The following is a 14,116-nucleotide window of genomic DNA, read 5'->3' as shown; positions in this document are numbered from 1 at the left end:
CGTCCTCGGCGCGATGGCGGTCCCTCCGGTCCTCCTCGGTCTGGTCGTACCTCCCGACCGGCTCCTCGTCGATGCGTTGCGCCGTGTCCGTCACCCCGGCCCCCTTTCTCCAGGGCTGAGCGTATGGGCCGTGCAACATCACATTTCGCCGAGCGGTGTTGCCTGTGGAGAGTGCGCCGTCTCCACACAGCGGCGCACCTAGACTTGGCTGGTGTCGACCCTCAGTGACCTCGTCCTCGCACAAGGCCGTTCCTCCGAAGCCGACGTGGAATGGCTGCACCTGCTCGTCGGCGACTGGCAGCTGCTGGCCGACCTGTCCTTCGCCGACATGGTCCTCTGGGTACCGACCGCCGACGGGTCGTCCTTCGTGGCCGTCGCCCACGCCCGGCCGTCCTCGGCGGCGACGCTGTTCTACCGCGACATCGTCGGGCAGGAGATCCGTGAGGAGTGGCGCGACCAGGTCACCCAGAGCTTCACCGGGAGCCGCGTCGTCGACTCGGCCGAGCCCGACTGGTACGAGGACACTCCGACCCGCGTCCGCGCCATCCCGGTGCTCCGACGCCTGACCGCGAAGAGCGCCGAGACCACCGAGCGGCCGATCGCCGTCGTGACCCGCCACTCCAACCAGGACGAGTCGCGGACGCCGAGCCGTCAGGAGCTCAACTTCACCGCGAGCGCGAACGACCTGTTCGGCATGATCGCCACCGGCGACTTCCCGGACCTCGGCGCACCCGCTGGCCCCCGCCGTGGTGCGCCCCGTGCCAGTGACGGTCTCCTCCGCCTCGACACCGACGGCGTGGTCACGTTCGCGAGCCCGAACGGTCTCAGCGCGTTCAATCGGATGGGCTTCGAGGGCGAACTCGAGCGCAAGTCCCTGGCCGAGGTCACGACGGAGCTGCTCGGTGCGCAGCTCGACGTCGACGAGTCCCTGCCGCTCGTGGTCACCGGCCGCGCTCCGTGGCGGGCCGACATCGAGGCGAAGGGCGTCACCGTGACCCTCCGGTCGATCCCGCTCCGCGACCACGGTGACCGCATCGGCGCCGTCGTCCTCTGCCGCGACGTCACCGAGATGCGGCACCAGGAGCGCGAGCTCATCACCAAGGACGCGACGATCCGTGAGATCCACCACCGCGTCAAGAACAACCTGCAGACGGTGGCGTCCCTCCTGCGGATCCAGGCCCGGCGCACGCACTCGGACGAGGCGCGGACCTCCCTGCAGAACGCGATGCGGCGCGTGGCCGCCATCGCCGTCGTGCACGACACCCTGTCGACGGGGCTCAGCCAGACCGTCGACTTCGACGAGGTGTTCGACTCGGTCCTCAAGCTCGTGACCGAGGTCGCGGCGTCGCACAACACGACCGTGCACCCGAAGAAGACGGGGGAGTTCGGTGTGCTGCCGTCCGAGGCCGCGACCCCGCTCGCGCTCGGTCTCACCGAACTCGTCACCAACGCCGTGGAGCACGGGCTCGACGGGCGTGACGGCGAGGTCGAGATCGTGGCGAACCGGCACGACGACCACATCGAGATCCAGGTCCGCGACAACGGCGTCGGTCTGCCGGAGGGCAAGGTCGGGTCGGGGCTCGGGACGCAGATCGTCCGCACCCTCATCCAGGGCGAACTCGGCGGCACGATCGACTGGCACACCCTCACGGGCAGCGGCACCGAGGTGACCATCTCGATCCCGTTCCGCTGGCTCACGGCGGCACCGGCAGCGACCGCCTGAGCGCTCGCGGTCGCCCGCGACGGCCTGGAGGCCCGCACTCGGTCGGCCGTGCGTCATCCTCTCCGTACTCTTGCACCATGACCGACGACCCGATGCGCGACCTCCTCGAGGAGGCGACCACCACCGTCGCAACCGGCGGCGACGTGGGGCGAACGGTCGGCCTCGCCAGCCTCCTGTCCCTCGTCACTGGGAGCGTCGCCACGGTGACGGCCGCGACCATCGCCCTCGTCGTTCTCCTCTTCGTCTTGTCGCCGTTCGCCTTCCTTCTCGGCTTCGGACTACTGCTCGGCTGAAAGCGATACGGCGCCGGCGTGAGTCCGGCAGCAAGATCGGCTACGGAGACGCCGTCGTCTGGCGGCGGTAGTGGAGAGGCGATCGGCCGACTTCGCGTTCGAAGGCACTGCTGAATGCGCTTTCCGAGCCGGAGCCGAGGTCGGTGGCGAGAGCCATCACGCGGACGTCAGGGTCGCGGAGTGCGCGCTGAGCGCGGACCATCGCCAGTGCGTCAGGTAGGACGATGGCGTGCTGCCAGAGACCCTGCGGAACCGCTCCGCGAATCGGTGTGCGACATCTCGGCGGGGCTTTTCAAGCTCTCCGGCGACGCATCCGCTACGCGCCTACGTGGGCCCGAACACGGTGAAGGTCAGCGCTCCATCTCACGACGTGGATATCACCAAGTAAACTGGCCCGCCGCCTCCGGCGGTCGCACCGGACATCGTCACGGACACGGGCTCGTCGCCCACCTGAGTGAACCAGGGCTCCCCGTTCTCGCCGAATCCGGCGGCTTCCATCCGCTTGCCGACCCGCGCCTTCCAGTCTGGCGTCGCCGCTGCGTCGAACGCGTAGTTGATGGATGGACCCGGCCCCGCGCCCAGGGGCCGGACCGCAACACCGGTCTCGGTGCGTCTCGCATCCGGAATGACGCTCCGAAGATCGATGCGCTGATCAACGACGCGCATCGCAGTGAAGGCCGCGTCTGTCTTCTCACGCTGATTCGTGTCGTACCAGACACGCACCCCTACAGCGGCTCCGACGATCGTCAGCAGCGCGATCGATGCAACCAGCACGATGCGCGTTCGCTGCCTCATCCCCACAAGTGGAACCTAGCCGAACCCGACCCATCTCCCCCGAGTCTCGGGGATCGGGGTCGCCCGACCTCTCGTCGCGGAGGGCGGGTCCTGGTTCCCGCTGGACGACCAGCCGTTGAGACGACCGGTACTGTGTCGTCGCGGTCGCCCGACTGCTCGAATCAGGGAGAGCTGCTGACCATGTCTGATGCAATGGAGACGCAGCTCGACGCGATCTTCGCCGCCCCGAACCGCGAGGACATGCGACCGACCATCGACGCGTTGCTTCCCATCTACGACGAGCACCCGGAGAACCCTCGGGTCCTCTACGAGCTCGGTGGCGCGTACGACACGGCGGGGGACGAGGCGACGGCGCTCAGCTTCTACCAGCGAGCGATGGAAAGAGGGCTCGCCGGAGACGTTCGTCGCCGCTGCTACCTCCAGTACGGGAGCACCCTCCGGAACCTCGGCCGGATCGACGACTCGCTACGGGCCTTCGCGCGGGCGCGGGCTGAGTTCCCTGAGTCCGTCGCCCTCAGGGCCTTCGAGGCCTTGACGTTCTTCGCCGCTGGCCGGCCGAACACCGCACTCGCGAGCCTGCTCGTGCTCCTCGCGGAGCACGTGCACGCCCCGGAACTCGACCGGTACAAGCCGGCCTTGCGCGGCAACGCCGACTACCTGGCCTCGCTGGACGCAGAAGACGACGCTCACTCGGACGCCCGGTAGGGGATCGGCTACCGGGACGGGTGAGGCGCCATCGTTGCTGTGAGAGCATCACCGGATGCACGACGACGTTGCAAGAGACGTGTGGAGCGAACCGTTCCGTGTTGGTGAATCCGTAGCCCTCCGTAGTCTGCACACCTTCGGCTCCGGGGGCCGGGCGGTTTCGTTCGCGGTCGCGGGTCGAGTGCTCGTCGATGACGACGACGTCTCTGTGGTCACGAGTTCGGTCGGTGCCGCAGTTCGCCGTCGAGCTGGTGTCGGGAGCGGGCCGAACGCAAGGCTCGTCCTCCCCGCCGACTGGGATGGTTCCTACGTCGAGGACAGCTGGTTCGGAGCGCCGGTGGTTCGCGTGCATCCGAAGGGGGCAGCGTGGTCGGTGTGGCGCTGGCACGACGGGAAGCAGTGGCTCCCGGACTGGTACATCAACCTCGAGCTGCCGTGGGTGCGAACCTCGATGGGCTTCGACAGTCAGGACTGGACTCTCGATGTCGTCGCACGTCGGCACCCTGAGGGTCGCTGGTCGGTTCGGTACAAGGACGAAGACGAACTCGCCTTCTACGCCGACCAGGGCCTGGTCTCCGAAGCAGACCGCCTGATGATCGAACGCACAGGCGAGAAGGCCACCGCTGCCGTGCACGCCGGCTCGTTCCCGTTCGATGCGGATTGGTCCGAGTGGACGCCGCAACCGAGCTGGGTCGCCCCGCAGCTGCCAGCCGGGTGGGATGCAGTCCGGTAGACGATCCCCCTACGGACGCTTCGTCAGACCTGTTCGGCGCTGTGATCGAAGGCAAGCGGCAGCAGGTCGCTCGCGGTCACGCTCCCGTCAGGCCCGGGCAGGATGACGCGCACGTGAGGGTGGTAGTCAGCGAGGACCTGGCGGTCGCGACCACACGGCCTCTTGACGCCCCGGCCGTGGTTGCCCACGGCGACCACGTGTGTCAGTTCGGTGTCTGTGAGGACGGCGGCAGAGGGCGGAAGGGCACCGAACATGCTTCGACACCAGGGCGCGCGGGCGTTCCGGTAGGGGATCGGCATCCGGGATCTCCGCGGTCTAGCGAGGATGTATACATGAGCACCCATGTCAGATTCGTCGCGCTGCTGTTCCCGAACGTGACACAGCTCGACTTGACCGGTCCGGTGCAGCTCTTCTCACGGCTGCCCGGTGCGACCATCGACCTGGCCTGGCACGACCGCGAACCGATCGACACCGACGCGGGATTCGCGATCGTGCCGACCGCGACGTTCGACGAAGCACCACAGGCGGACGTGCTCTTGATCCCGGGAGGGCAGGGTGCGTTCGACTTGCTCGACGACGAGCGAGCCATCGACTTCGTCACGCGGCAGGCTGAGCACGCACGCTACGTCACCAGCGTGTGTACCGGAGACTTCGTGCTCGGTGCCGCAGGGCTGCTGATCGGCAAGAGGGCGACGACGCACTGGGCGTCCCACTCGCTGCTCGAGACCATCGGAGCTGTGCCCGAGCATGCGCGGGTGGTCCGTGATGGTCGAGTCATCACGGGGGGCGGGGTGACCAGCGGCATCGACTTCGCCCTCACTGTCGCCGCTGAGGTGTACGACGAAGCCACAGCCCGTGCCGTTCAACTGACCATGGAGTACGACCCTCACCCTCCGTTCGACGCTGGATCACCAACGCGTCCGGAGGCCGATCCGGCTCAGGTTCAGCGCGCCGTTGCAGACGCTCGACTCCGACGAGGACCAGTCGTCGCCCAAGCGGCATCCCGACTAGGACTGGCGTCGCGATAGCCGATCGTTCCACACGACCTACGCCGAATGGTCGATGCGTCGGGTCGTCTGTGCCCGTACCGTCGGAAGATGCTCCAGCGAACCGCCGCCGTCACCGCAGCCCTCGTGATCACGCTCGTCTCGGTCACGGGGTGCGCAGCCGGGCCGGGAGGCACAGCCTCCTCCGCCACGGCGGCGGCGGCGGTCCCGCAGCTGGACCCGCAGGTCGCGTCCACGCTCGACGACGCGCTCCGCACCGTGCGGGCGAGCCCCGGCGTCGCGAGCGCGACGAACCGGATCGAGCTGCACCAGCGCTACACCGCCGCCGACGGAACAGACGTCACGCCCCCTGGCCTCGACGCATGGGACAACCGCGATGCCGGCCCGGCCGCACCGCCGCCGATGGGCGGTGTCTCCCCGGACGATCCCACGCTCCCGCCGGTACCCACGCCCTCGGCTCGTCCCACACCCCCAATCGGTGCAACCGAGACGCACTCGTTCTCGAGCGCCTTCGAGGTCACGATGGACCCGGACGCAACCCCGTCGGAAGCGTCCGCGGTTCCGGTCGCGATGGCGGAGCGGATTGCCTGGACCGGTGTCACCCTCACGCTGCAGGTGCCGGCCGGGCCGGGACACGTTCTGACCACCGTCACCTACTCGGGTACGTTCGACCAGCAGATCCCTGACGAAACCGCCCTCGGTGTCGCGTCCGGATCGGCCACGCTCGCGGCCACTCCAGGCGTGACCGGACTCGAGGCGACCATTCCGCAGACGATGCGCATCGACTACGGCTCGCTGACGATCGGGGTCTCCCCGGCGGACGACGCCACGCTCGCGCGGGTACACGGGGTTGTTGACGGAACCGTGTTCGCCGGGACGACGCTGCACGGGTCGTTCGGGAATGGGGCGAAGCCCTAGTCGGAGGCATGACTGCACGCTCAACCACCGGCCGCACATTCACCTGCACCTGTCGCCCTCGAATCCGGCTTCCGTGTGGTCAGAGGTCCGAGTAGTGCACCGTCCCGTCAGGCGATTCTCTACCGGAACGATCAAGAGCGACCGAGCCAGCGTTCGGTGGTCCAACGGCTATCGGGACTGGACTCAGGGATTGCATGCCCCTTGTCGCCCACCGATGGCCTGACCCTGTGAACAACCCGCAACAGCAGGGAGCCGCCGACCTCGTGGGCCTGCTCATCGGTGCCCCACTCGCCATCATCGGTGTGTTCGTGCTTGTCAGCGCCGGGAGTACACCGGTAGCCATCCTCGGCGGCACTCTGCTGCTTTCGGGAGTGATGCTGGTGTCCACCGCGCTGCTCATCCGAGGGCTACGCCGACGGTGAGGCGGCTCACTCGCCGATCGTCCATCGGACGGGGTCAGTGCTCAGCGGCCGGAGGCAAGAAGACCTCCCAGAGAACTTCGCCGTCGATGAGAGCGGTCGTGGGTGCAAGCCCGGTCCGGCGCGCGACGCGTTCGGAAGCTGTGTGGTCGGGATGAATGGAAGCCCTGATGTGCCGCACGTCGACCGAGCGTAACCAAGTCACGACGGTGGATGCCGCCTCCACGGCGATCCCGCGACCCTGTTGGGGTGGCGTGACCAGCCAGGCGATGTCTGCCACGAGGCCGGCCGTCTCTCGACGGAGGGTGGCCTGCACGAAGCCGATGGCGGGTCCGCCGCCGGCAGGGCGGACGATCCAGTTCAACCAGCCCGCGCTGCCGTCCTCAGACTGGCCCCGGGACTGGCGGCCGTACCGTGCGCCCAGTTCGTCCAGGGTCGGTGGCTCGCCGCCGGTGAAGAGGTAGAGCTCTGGTGGAGCCAGGGTGGTGACCATCTCGCTTGCGTGTTCGACGGCAAGCGGTTCCAGGGCGAGACGATCCGAATCCAAGGGATCAGCCTGTGGCCACGACATGACCCGAGCCTTGCAGATCGCTCGGTCGACCGTCGTCTGCCGGGACGCTGCTCACGTCAGGACAAGTGATCTGGCAGCGGTGCCGGACAACGGCGTTGTGGCGGGTGCTTCGCAGCGCGGGTCGGGACAGACTGGTCGGCAGCCGACAACGAGGTGCGGGCCTCCAGGCGTCCCGCGGTGCCCCTGCGGCACAATGTCACGGGCCGGACGCAGGAGAGCCCGCCACCCCTCGGGATGGCGGGCTCTCCTGTCAGGTGCGCGCGGTCAGGAGGCGCGGCGGGCGCGGGCGGCGCGGCGCTTGAGCGCGCGACGCTCGTCCTCGCTGAGGCCGCCCCAGACACCGGAGTCCTGGTTGTTCTCGAGGGCGTACTGCAGGCACATCTCGGTCACGGTGCACCGAGCGCACACCGACTTGGCCTTCTCGATCTGGTCGACGGCCGGGCCGGTGTTCCCGACGGGGAAGAAGAGCTCGGGGTCTGCGGTGAGGCAGGCAGCCTGGTCACGCCAGTCCATGTGTGGTGCTCCTTGCGGTAGATGCTCGAACGGCAGGCCGCGGCCGTGACTCGGGGGATCGGGACTCTGCACATGCTCATGTGACGTACGGGAGGCTTCCTGTGGGGGAGGAGCCCGCGCGGGGAGAGTTCGACGCCCGCGGAACGCTCGGGGGAGGAGCGTCGAACCACGGGAGACGTACACCACATCGTGCCGTCCAAACGACCTCGGACATCGTTCCATACTGGTATGGCCAAATCAAGGGTTTCACTGCTGGAGGATCGCTGTGCCTGACACCACCACGGACGACGAACTCGTCCCCCGGAGGCGGCCCGCTGCACTCCTCGTGCTCGTCGCCGTCGTCGGGCTCGAGTTCCTCGCGATGGCCGCCGTGACGGTCTTCCTGCTCGTCGAACTCCTCACGACCCCGGCAGCGGGCATCGCGTCCGGGATCGCCCTGCTCGTCCTCGCGGTGCTCGCGACCGTGTGGCTCGGCGCGATGGTGGCCGGACTCCGCCGCGGCCGCGCCTGGGTGCGCAGCGGTGTGGTCGTCTGGCAGGTCCTGCAGGGCGCCCTGGCGATCGGGGCGTTCCAGGGCGAGTCGCGGGTGGCGTCCGTCGGGTGGGCGCTGCTCATCCCGGCGCTGCTCGGCATCACGCTCGTGCTCAGCCGGCCGGTGACCGCGGCACTCGTGCGCCGGGACTGAGCGGCGCCGGGACTGAGCGGCGACCTGCCCGAGCGACGCCGGGAGCGTGCGGCGACGGGCCCGAGCAGCACCGGGAGGCGGGCCGTCAGACCAGGCCGAGCTTCTTCCGCAGGCTCGCCACGTGGCCGGTGGCCTTGACGTTGTAGAGCGGCAGCTGGACGCGGCCCTCCTCGTCGACGACGATCGTCGACCGGATGGTGCCGGTGACGATCTTGCCGTAGTTGTTCTTCTCACCCCATGCCCCGTACGCGCGGTGTACGGCGAGATCGGGGTCGCTCAGCAGCGGGAAGCTCAGCGCCTGCTCGGAGTGGAAGCGCTGCAGGGCGGGCAGCTCGTCCTTCGAGACGCCGAGGACCTCGTAGCCGGCGGCCTGGAGCGACGACATGTTGTCGCGGAAGTCGCAGGCCTCGGTGGTGCAGCCCGGGGTGGACGCCGCGGGGTAGAAGTACACGATCACCTTCCGTCCGCGGAGGTCCGCGAGTGCGTGCTCGGTGCCGTCCTGGTCGGGGAGGGCGAAGTCGGGGGCGGTGTCGCCGGCGGCGAGACGGTCGCTCAAGTGGGGCTCCTGTTCGTCCGGTGCCGCGAGTGGTCAACGGCACGCAGAAGTCATGCTATTGTTGATTCCCGTCGCGGGGCGCACGCCGAAGCGGCAGGACAACTCAACACCACGCACCTCTAGCTCAATTGGCAGAGCAACTGACTCTTAATCAGTGGGTTCTCGGTTCAAGTCCGAGGGGGTGCACCAACCGAAGACCCCGACCGATCCGGTCGGGGTCTTCGTCGTCGTACCGGCGTTCCACGCCCCGTGCCTCGCGAGACCGTCGTGCCCGACACGCCCGACCCGGTTCCGGGCGCCATCCTGATCGGACGGTTCCGGTTCCGGTGCCGGTCCCGGTCCCGGTGCCGGCGCTGCGTCACCCGTCGGACAGCTCCACCACCCGCTCCTCGCCGACCACCGCGTCGAGCCCGCCCGACGACACCGCCGCCAACTCCGCCCGGAGTGCTGCGATCCCGTCGCTCGGCACCCACACCTCGAACGTCGCCTCGGCGCCGTAGACCGTCGCGCCGGAGGTGGCGTCGTGCCGCTGCACCCACGCGCGCAGGGCGTTGTCCACCCGTCCCGCGTCGGCGTGCGGGACCGCCACGGTCACCTGCGTCCGGGCGGCGCGGCGGACGACCTCCGCCCGGTCGAGGGTCTCGGACACCGAGGTCGAGTAGGCCCGGACCAGCCCACCGGCACCGAGCTTCACGCCGCCGAACCACCGGCTGACGACCACGACGACGTCGGTGAGGTCCCGCCGACGGAGGACCTCGAGCATCGGGACGCCCGCGGTGCCCGACGGTTCACCGTCGTCGGAGGACCGGGCCTGGTCCCCGCGGACGCCGGTGACCATCGCGGTGCAGTGGTGCCGGGCGTCCCACGAGCGACGGCGGACGTCCGCGATGACGGCCTCCGCCGCCGCCGGGTCCGCGGCGGGGTGCGCGAGGGTGACGAACCGGGAGCGCGACACGACGATCTCGTGCTCGACCGGGCCGGCGATGGAAGCGGGGTACCGGCGGGACACCCGTCCGAGGGTAGTGGCGCAGTAGGGTGGTCGGGCATGGGATCGAAGGGGGCGACGATGACGGGATCGGTGCCGAAGGGCGGCGTGCTCGACGCGGGGGAGCTCGCGCGACGGCTCAACCTGCTGCTCGACTTCGAGGAGTCGCAGCGTGGTGCACCCGTGCCCTTCGCGGAGATCGAGCAGTACGTGGCCGACCGCGGCGGTTCGCTCTCGCGCGCGAAGTGGACCTACATGGTGTCCGGTGACGGGCGGCGGAACAGCGACACCCGACTGCTGCGCCTGCTCGCGGGCTTCTTCGAGGTCGACGACCGTTTCCTGCTCGAGGACAGCGAACTGCCCGAGCGCATCGGCGCGCAACTCGCCCTCGTGCGGGCCGTCCGTTCGGCCCGGGTGAGCGGCTTCGCAGCGCGGACCTTCCCCGGTGAACTCTCGCCGGAGGCCCTCCGCCGCATCGCCGAGGTCATCGAGCAGGAGTCGCGCAGCGGCGGTGCGGTGTGACCGCGCCGACGCTGGTCGACCGGTTCTGGCAGCTGGGCGAGGACGCGGGCTGGACCGGGATCGACGACGCCGTGGCGGCGGCCGAGGACCTCGTCGGCAAGCCGATCACCGTCCGCGAGGAGTCGTTCTTGGCCGACGAGCCGGTGTGCGGCTTCGTCGCGACGCTGGAGCACCGTCACCTCGTGATGATCTCCCCGACGCCGTCCCCGACCTTCCGCGCGTTCGTCATCGGACACGAGCTCGGCCACGTCCTGCACGGACACCACGAGACCGCGCCGCAGGCCGCCGCCATCCGGAGCCTCATCCCGGACCTGCCCGAGTACAAGGTCGAACGGGCCCTCGCCCGCGGGCTCTTCGAGAACGAGTACGAGCGCGAGGCCGAGCTCTTCGCCGACCGGCTCGCGCAGCTGATCCGCGGCCACCGCGAACGTCCCAGTGCGTTCCGCGGGGTCTTCGGGTGATCCTCGCCGTCGTCCAGGCGGTCCTGCTCGTCGTCGGGGCGGTCGTCCTCTCCGTCGTGCAACGCGGGCAGGACCGGACGCTGGCACTGACGTTCCTGCTGTTCTCGGGCACGGTCGTCGCCGGCGTCGACCCCCTGTACCGCGCCGTCGACCCGCTGCTCGGCGGACGGAACGTCCTGACCCTCGTGTGCGACGTCCTGATGGCGGCGGGGACGAGCACGCTGCTCTGGGGCGTCGCGAAGGCCGTGGGAGCGGCACGGCCGTGGATGCGCAGGGCGGTCGTCGCGTCGTGCTCCGTCGTGGTCATCGCCGTCGTGACGGCGTTCGTGCTGCTCGACCCGGTCCGGACGACCACGACGTTCATGCTCGCCGTCGGTGCGCAGCCCCTCGCGGCGGTCTACTCGATCGTGCAGACGACGTACCTGGGGGTGGCGCTCGGCGCCACCGGGCTCATCTGCGTGCTGCGCATCCGGGAGGCCCGGACCGGTCCGGACCGCGTCGGTCTGTGGGCGCTCGTCGCCGGCGGGGTCTTCGGCGTCGTCCGCATGGTGGTCGTCGCGGTGATGGACCTGGCCCACGTCGCCGGCCGGGTCGACGTCACGCGGGCGCTCGCCCTGCCGTACGACGTCACGACACCGGGCGCGGTGCTGCTCGTCGCATCCGGCATGCTCCTGCTCGTCCTCGGCCACCGGCTCTGGCAGAGCAGACGGACCCGGGCGCTGCAGGATGCCCTCCGCCGTCTCGAACCGGTCCACGCCCGACTCGGCACCGACAACGAGTACCCCGACTCCGACGACCCCGCGACCCGGCTCAGCCGTCTCATCGTCGAGGTGAACGACGGCGCCCGTCGACACCGCACACCGCTCAGCCCGGCCGACCAGGCAGCGCTCGCAGAGGCGGAAGCGGTCCTCGCGGGCACCTGACCCCGGGGCCGACCACCCGGTCGTGTACGCTCTGTAGCACGTGCTACACCCGGTGTTGTCGCGGGTCTCGGCCGGTCGTGGGGGGCGGCCGAGGCCCGGGCGTAGGATCGTCGGGTGCTCGTCTTCGCTGCAGTGGTCCTGATCGTCGGCGCCGTCTTCAACGTGGTCGCGTGGCCGCGCTTCTTCCAGCGCGTCGCGAAGGACTCCCGCGCCCGGGACGCCGCGGGCCGCCCGACGACGTTCTGGCGCGTGCACTTCGTGCTGCTGCTCATCGCGCTGGTGATCGCGGTGGCCTCCGTGCTCGCCGCGGTGCTGCTGCTGGTCTGACGCCCGCCCGCCGCTGCCGGCGACGTCGCTACGACGCGGGCGGGAGTGGCGCACCGAGCGCCGAGCGCAACGCGACGTCGGCGACCGCCTCGTCGGCGGGGGAGAGCAACACCCGCCAGACGTCGTCCGGCGTGACGAACTCGACGCAGACCGCGTCGTCGTCGCACTCCTCGATCCGCCACCCCTGCACGGCGTCCATCGGGACCGGGAGCAGCGCGTCGCGCTCGAAGCTCGTCTCCGCGGTGACCCGGTCACGGAACACCCGCACCCGGCACGTGGCGCCACGCCAGGTGTGCTGCAGGTCGAGCGTCGGGAGAACAGGAGAGTCCGGCACCCGCTGATCGTACCGGCGGGTGCCGGACCCGTGCCACGTCGGGGGGTCAGCTGCGGCCGTCGCCGTCCATGTGCTCGGTGGACCGCCGCACCTGCGCGGCCGGGTCGCGGCCGGTGATCGGGTACGGACCGGTGACGCCCTGGCGCAGCGAGGCGATGCGGAGGATCCGGTCACGCTGCAGGAACCAACCGACGACCAGCAGCGGGATGACGACGACCAGCGAGGCGATCGTGTACGTCCCGACCGGGTAGTCGATCGCCATGAGCACGATCACCGACGCGAGGAACGCCAGCGTCAGCCAGCTCGTGACGGGAGCCCCGGGCAGCCGGAACGTCGGTTCCTTCGCCAGCCCCTGCTTGGCCCACTGCCGCAGCTTCATCTGGCAGAGGATGATCGTGCCCCACGCCGTGATGATGCCGAGGCTGGCGATGTTCAGGGCGATCTCGAACGCCTGTCCCGGCACGAAGTAGTTCAGGACGACACCGGCGACGGTGAAGGCCGCGGTGAGCAGGATGCCGGCGTACGGCACGCCGCCCTTCGACATCTTCGTGGTCCACTTCGGCGCCGAGCCGTTCATGCCCATCGAGTGCAGCGCGCGGCCGGTCGAGTACAGTCCGGCGTTCAGGGACGACAGCGCCGCGGTGAGCACGACGAAGTTCATGATCGACCCGACGACGACCCCCACCTGCGGGTTCCCGATCGACGAGAAGAACGTGACGAAGGGGCTCTCGCCCTCCTTGTACGCCGTGTACGGCAGCAGGATCGACAGGAGGACGATCGAGCCGACGTAGAAGACCGCGATGCGGAAGACGACGGAGTTGATCGCGCGCGGGATGACCTTCTCGGTGTCCTGGGTCTCGCCCGACGCGGTGCCGACGAGCTCGATCGCGGCGTAGGCGAACACGACGCCCTGGATGACGAGGACGGCCGGCAGGACGCCGTTCGGCAGGAGCCCGCCGTTGTCGCCCCAGATCGAGAAGCCGGTCCGGACCGCCTCGCCGCCGGTCTCCACCGGGAACGCGAAGACGAGCCAGACGATCGCGACGACCAGGAACGCGACGAGCGCGGCGACCTTGATGAGCGCGAACCAGAACTCGAGTTCGCCGAACACCTTCACCGCGACCATGTTCGCGGCCAGGACGACGACCAGGGCGATGAGTGCGAGGAGCCACTGCGGGGCCGCGGTGAACGCCGACCAGTACTTCAGGTAGACCGCGACGGCCGTCGTGTCCACGATCGAGGTCATCGCCCAGTTGAGGAAGTACATCCACCCCGCGGCGTAGGCGAACTTCTCGCCGTAGAACTCGCGGGCGTACGAGATGAACGACCCGGAGGAGGGCCGGTGCAGCACGAGCTCCCCGAGTGCCCGGAGGATGAAGAAGGCGAACACGCCCGCGATCAGGTACGTCACCGCGAGGGCGGGACCGGCGGTGTGGAGCCGGCCACCGGCACCGAGGAACAGGCCCGTCCCGATCGCGCCACCGATGGCGATCATCTGCAGTTGCCGGGGCTTCAGCCCGTGCTGGTAGCCCTCCTGCTCGTGCGAGAAGTCGTTCGCCGGAGCGCGGTCGACCCCCGTGTCGTTCTTCGCTGTCATGGCCGACACGCTACCGCCGCACGTCCGACCCGGGCGCCCGACGGCCTCC

Annotated in this window: 20 protein-coding genes and 1 tRNA gene; 13 read left to right on the top strand and 8 right to left on the bottom strand. The window is 69.7% G+C overall.

The window, feature by feature from the left end; all coding sequences use genetic code 11:
- Nucleotides 1-211 precede the first annotated feature (211 nt).
- Nucleotides 212-1,723, top strand: coding sequence for a sensor histidine kinase (locus DEJ34_RS09960; RefSeq protein WP_110889909.1), 1,512 nt, complete (start codon nucleotides 212-214; stop codon nucleotides 1,721-1,723).
- Nucleotides 1,724-1,800: 77 nt separating this feature from the next.
- Nucleotides 1,801-2,016 (top strand): hypothetical protein, encoded by a 216-nt coding sequence (locus tag DEJ34_RS09955; RefSeq protein WP_110911074.1) that lies wholly within the window; start codon nucleotides 1,801-1,803, stop codon nucleotides 2,014-2,016.
- A gap of 363 nt (nucleotides 2,017-2,379) precedes the next feature.
- On the opposite strand, the gene DEJ34_RS09950 is transcribed toward DEJ34_RS09955, so the two are convergent.
- Nucleotides 2,380-2,811 (bottom strand): hypothetical protein, encoded by a 432-nt coding sequence (locus DEJ34_RS09950; RefSeq protein WP_146236889.1) that lies wholly within the window; start codon nucleotides 2,809-2,811, stop codon nucleotides 2,380-2,382.
- 180 nt (nucleotides 2,812-2,991) lie between these two features.
- On the opposite strand from DEJ34_RS09950, the gene DEJ34_RS09945 reads away from it, so the two are divergent.
- Together DEJ34_RS09945 and DEJ34_RS09940 are read left to right on the top strand one after the other, a co-directional pair.
- Nucleotides 2,992-3,516, top strand: a complete 525-nt coding sequence (locus DEJ34_RS09945) for a tetratricopeptide repeat protein (protein WP_110911132.1) — start codon at nucleotides 2,992-2,994, stop codon at nucleotides 3,514-3,516.
- A 55-nt stretch (nucleotides 3,517-3,571) separates the two neighbouring features.
- Nucleotides 3,572-4,249: a ribonuclease FAU-1 family protein gene (locus DEJ34_RS09940; RefSeq protein WP_110911072.1), complete on the top strand. Its 678-nt coding sequence runs from the start codon at nucleotides 3,572-3,574 to the stop codon at nucleotides 4,247-4,249.
- Nucleotides 4,250-4,272: 23 nt separating this feature from the next.
- Here the strand turns inward: DEJ34_RS09940 and DEJ34_RS09935 are convergent, their stop codons facing one another.
- Nucleotides 4,273-4,548 carry a cytidine/deoxycytidylate deaminase family protein gene (locus DEJ34_RS09935; RefSeq protein ID WP_220032807.1) on the bottom strand — a complete coding sequence of 92 codons (276 nt, stop codon included), beginning with the start codon at nucleotides 4,546-4,548 and terminating at the stop codon, nucleotides 4,273-4,275.
- A gap of 33 nt (nucleotides 4,549-4,581) precedes the next feature.
- Here DEJ34_RS09935 and DEJ34_RS09930 point away from each other — a divergent pair, with 33 nt between their 5' ends.
- The 3 genes from DEJ34_RS09930 to DEJ34_RS09920 all read left to right on the top strand — a co-directional run bounded on the left by DEJ34_RS09930 (nucleotide 4,582) and on the right by DEJ34_RS09920 (nucleotide 6,596).
- Nucleotides 4,582-5,277, top strand: coding sequence for a DJ-1/PfpI family protein (locus DEJ34_RS09930; RefSeq protein ID WP_110911071.1), 696 nt, complete (start codon nucleotides 4,582-4,584; stop codon nucleotides 5,275-5,277).
- Nucleotides 5,278-5,346: 69 nt separating this feature from the next.
- A complete protein-coding gene (locus DEJ34_RS09925) occupies nucleotides 5,347-6,174 on the top strand; it encodes a hypothetical protein (RefSeq protein WP_146236888.1) in 828 nt (275 codons plus the stop codon).
- Between the two features lie 227 nt (nucleotides 6,175-6,401).
- Nucleotides 6,402-6,596 carry a hypothetical protein gene (locus DEJ34_RS09920; protein ID WP_110889903.1) on the top strand — a complete coding sequence of 65 codons (195 nt, stop codon included), beginning with the start codon at nucleotides 6,402-6,404 and terminating at the stop codon, nucleotides 6,594-6,596.
- 34 nt (nucleotides 6,597-6,630) lie between these two features.
- On the opposite strand, the gene DEJ34_RS09915 is transcribed toward DEJ34_RS09920, so the two are convergent.
- Both DEJ34_RS09915 and DEJ34_RS09910 read right to left on the bottom strand, forming a co-directional pair.
- Nucleotides 6,631-7,164, bottom strand: coding sequence for a GNAT family N-acetyltransferase (locus DEJ34_RS09915; RefSeq protein ID WP_110911069.1), 534 nt, complete (start codon nucleotides 7,162-7,164; stop codon nucleotides 6,631-6,633).
- Between the two features lie 264 nt (nucleotides 7,165-7,428).
- Nucleotides 7,429-7,677 carry a WhiB family transcriptional regulator gene (locus DEJ34_RS09910; protein WP_022904217.1) on the bottom strand — a complete coding sequence of 83 codons (249 nt, stop codon included), beginning with the start codon at nucleotides 7,675-7,677 and terminating at the stop codon, nucleotides 7,429-7,431.
- 265 nt (nucleotides 7,678-7,942) lie between these two features.
- Here DEJ34_RS09910 and DEJ34_RS09905 point away from each other — a divergent pair, with 265 nt between their 5' ends.
- On the top strand, nucleotides 7,943-8,362 hold the full coding sequence (locus DEJ34_RS09905) for a hypothetical protein (RefSeq protein ID WP_110911068.1): 420 nt from the start codon (nucleotides 7,943-7,945) through the stop codon (nucleotides 8,360-8,362).
- A gap of 85 nt (nucleotides 8,363-8,447) precedes the next feature.
- Here DEJ34_RS09905 and bcp read toward each other — a convergent pair whose 3' ends face one another.
- On the bottom strand, nucleotides 8,448-8,918 hold the full coding sequence (bcp, locus tag DEJ34_RS09900; RefSeq protein ID WP_110911067.1) for a thioredoxin-dependent thiol peroxidase: 471 nt from the start codon (nucleotides 8,916-8,918) through the stop codon (nucleotides 8,448-8,450).
- A gap of 113 nt (nucleotides 8,919-9,031) precedes the next feature.
- On the opposite strand from bcp, the gene DEJ34_RS09895 reads away from it, so the two are divergent.
- Nucleotides 9,032-9,107, top strand: a tRNA-Lys gene (locus DEJ34_RS09895).
- Nucleotides 9,108-9,276: 169 nt separating this feature from the next.
- Here DEJ34_RS09895 and DEJ34_RS09890 read toward each other — a convergent pair.
- On the bottom strand, nucleotides 9,277-9,927 hold the full coding sequence (locus DEJ34_RS09890) for an IMPACT family protein (protein WP_110900608.1): 651 nt from the start codon (nucleotides 9,925-9,927) through the stop codon (nucleotides 9,277-9,279).
- Between the two features lie 36 nt (nucleotides 9,928-9,963).
- Between DEJ34_RS09890 and DEJ34_RS09885 the strand changes: the two genes are divergently transcribed.
- From DEJ34_RS09885 to DEJ34_RS09870, 4 genes are all read left to right on the top strand, one after another.
- The gene (locus tag DEJ34_RS09885; protein ID WP_110911066.1) at nucleotides 9,964-10,425 is read left to right on the top strand and encodes a hypothetical protein; all 462 of its coding nucleotides are present in this window, start codon (nucleotides 9,964-9,966) and stop codon (nucleotides 10,423-10,425) included.
- Nucleotides 10,422-10,886, top strand: coding sequence for an ImmA/IrrE family metallo-endopeptidase (locus DEJ34_RS09880; protein ID WP_110824477.1), 465 nt, complete (start codon nucleotides 10,422-10,424; stop codon nucleotides 10,884-10,886). The genes DEJ34_RS09885 and DEJ34_RS09880 overlap by 4 nt, the downstream gene beginning before the upstream one ends.
- A complete protein-coding gene (locus DEJ34_RS09875; RefSeq protein WP_110911065.1) occupies nucleotides 10,883-11,809 on the top strand; it encodes a hypothetical protein in 927 nt (308 codons plus the stop codon). Before DEJ34_RS09880 ends, DEJ34_RS09875 begins: the two co-directional genes overlap by 4 nt.
- 114 nt (nucleotides 11,810-11,923) lie before the next feature.
- Nucleotides 11,924-12,136: an SCO4848 family membrane protein gene (locus tag DEJ34_RS09870; protein WP_110824475.1), complete on the top strand. Its 213-nt coding sequence runs from the start codon at nucleotides 11,924-11,926 to the stop codon at nucleotides 12,134-12,136.
- A 28-nt stretch (nucleotides 12,137-12,164) separates the two neighbouring features.
- Here the strand turns inward: DEJ34_RS09870 and DEJ34_RS09865 are convergent, their stop codons facing one another.
- The gene (locus DEJ34_RS09865) at nucleotides 12,165-12,470 is read right to left on the bottom strand and encodes a hypothetical protein (RefSeq protein WP_146234089.1); all 306 of its coding nucleotides are present in this window, start codon (nucleotides 12,468-12,470) and stop codon (nucleotides 12,165-12,167) included.
- A 46-nt stretch (nucleotides 12,471-12,516) separates the two neighbouring features.
- A complete protein-coding gene (locus DEJ34_RS09860) occupies nucleotides 12,517-14,067 on the bottom strand; it encodes an amino acid permease (RefSeq protein ID WP_110900612.1) in 1,551 nt (516 codons plus the stop codon).
- Between the last annotated feature and the right edge of the window lie 49 nt (nucleotides 14,068-14,116).

Origin of the sequence: Curtobacterium sp. MCPF17_050, from assembly GCF_003224435.2 — a bacterium.
Taxonomy (GTDB): domain Bacteria; phylum Actinomycetota; class Actinomycetes; order Actinomycetales; family Microbacteriaceae; genus Curtobacterium.
The sequence above is the reverse complement of the archived record's forward strand: the minus strand, read 5'-3'. Positions and strand labels throughout refer to the sequence as shown.

Excerpts from the sequence above, each read along its gene's own strand:
- DEJ34_RS09930 (WP_110911071.1), top strand. The coding sequence starts at position 4,582 with ATGAGCACCCATGTCAGATTCGTCGCGCTGCTGTTCCCGAACGTGACA.
- DEJ34_RS09945 (WP_110911132.1), top strand. The coding sequence starts at position 2,992 with ATGTCTGATGCAATGGAGACGCAGCTCGACGCGATCTTCGCCGCCCCG.
- DEJ34_RS09955 (WP_110911074.1), top strand. The coding sequence starts at position 1,801 with ATGACCGACGACCCGATGCGCGACCTCCTCGAGGAGGCGACCACCACC.
- DEJ34_RS09940 (WP_110911072.1), top strand. The coding sequence starts at position 3,572 with ATGCACGACGACGTTGCAAGAGACGTGTGGAGCGAACCGTTCCGTGTT.
- DEJ34_RS09925 (WP_146236888.1), top strand. The coding sequence starts at position 5,347 with ATGCTCCAGCGAACCGCCGCCGTCACCGCAGCCCTCGTGATCACGCTC.
- DEJ34_RS09860 (WP_110900612.1), bottom strand. The coding sequence starts at position 14,067 with ATGACAGCGAAGAACGACACGGGGGTCGACCGCGCTCCGGCGAACGAC.
- DEJ34_RS09885 (WP_110911066.1), top strand. The coding sequence starts at position 9,964 with ATGGGATCGAAGGGGGCGACGATGACGGGATCGGTGCCGAAGGGCGGC.
- DEJ34_RS09935 (WP_220032807.1), bottom strand. The coding sequence starts at position 4,548 with ATGCCGATCCCCTACCGGAACGCCCGCGCGCCCTGGTGTCGAAGCATG.
- DEJ34_RS09910 (WP_022904217.1), bottom strand. The coding sequence starts at position 7,677 with ATGGACTGGCGTGACCAGGCTGCCTGCCTCACCGCAGACCCCGAGCTC.
- DEJ34_RS09915 (WP_110911069.1), bottom strand. The coding sequence starts at position 7,164 with ATGTCGTGGCCACAGGCTGATCCCTTGGATTCGGATCGTCTCGCCCTG.
- DEJ34_RS09950 (WP_146236889.1), bottom strand. The coding sequence starts at position 2,811 with ATGAGGCAGCGAACGCGCATCGTGCTGGTTGCATCGATCGCGCTGCTG.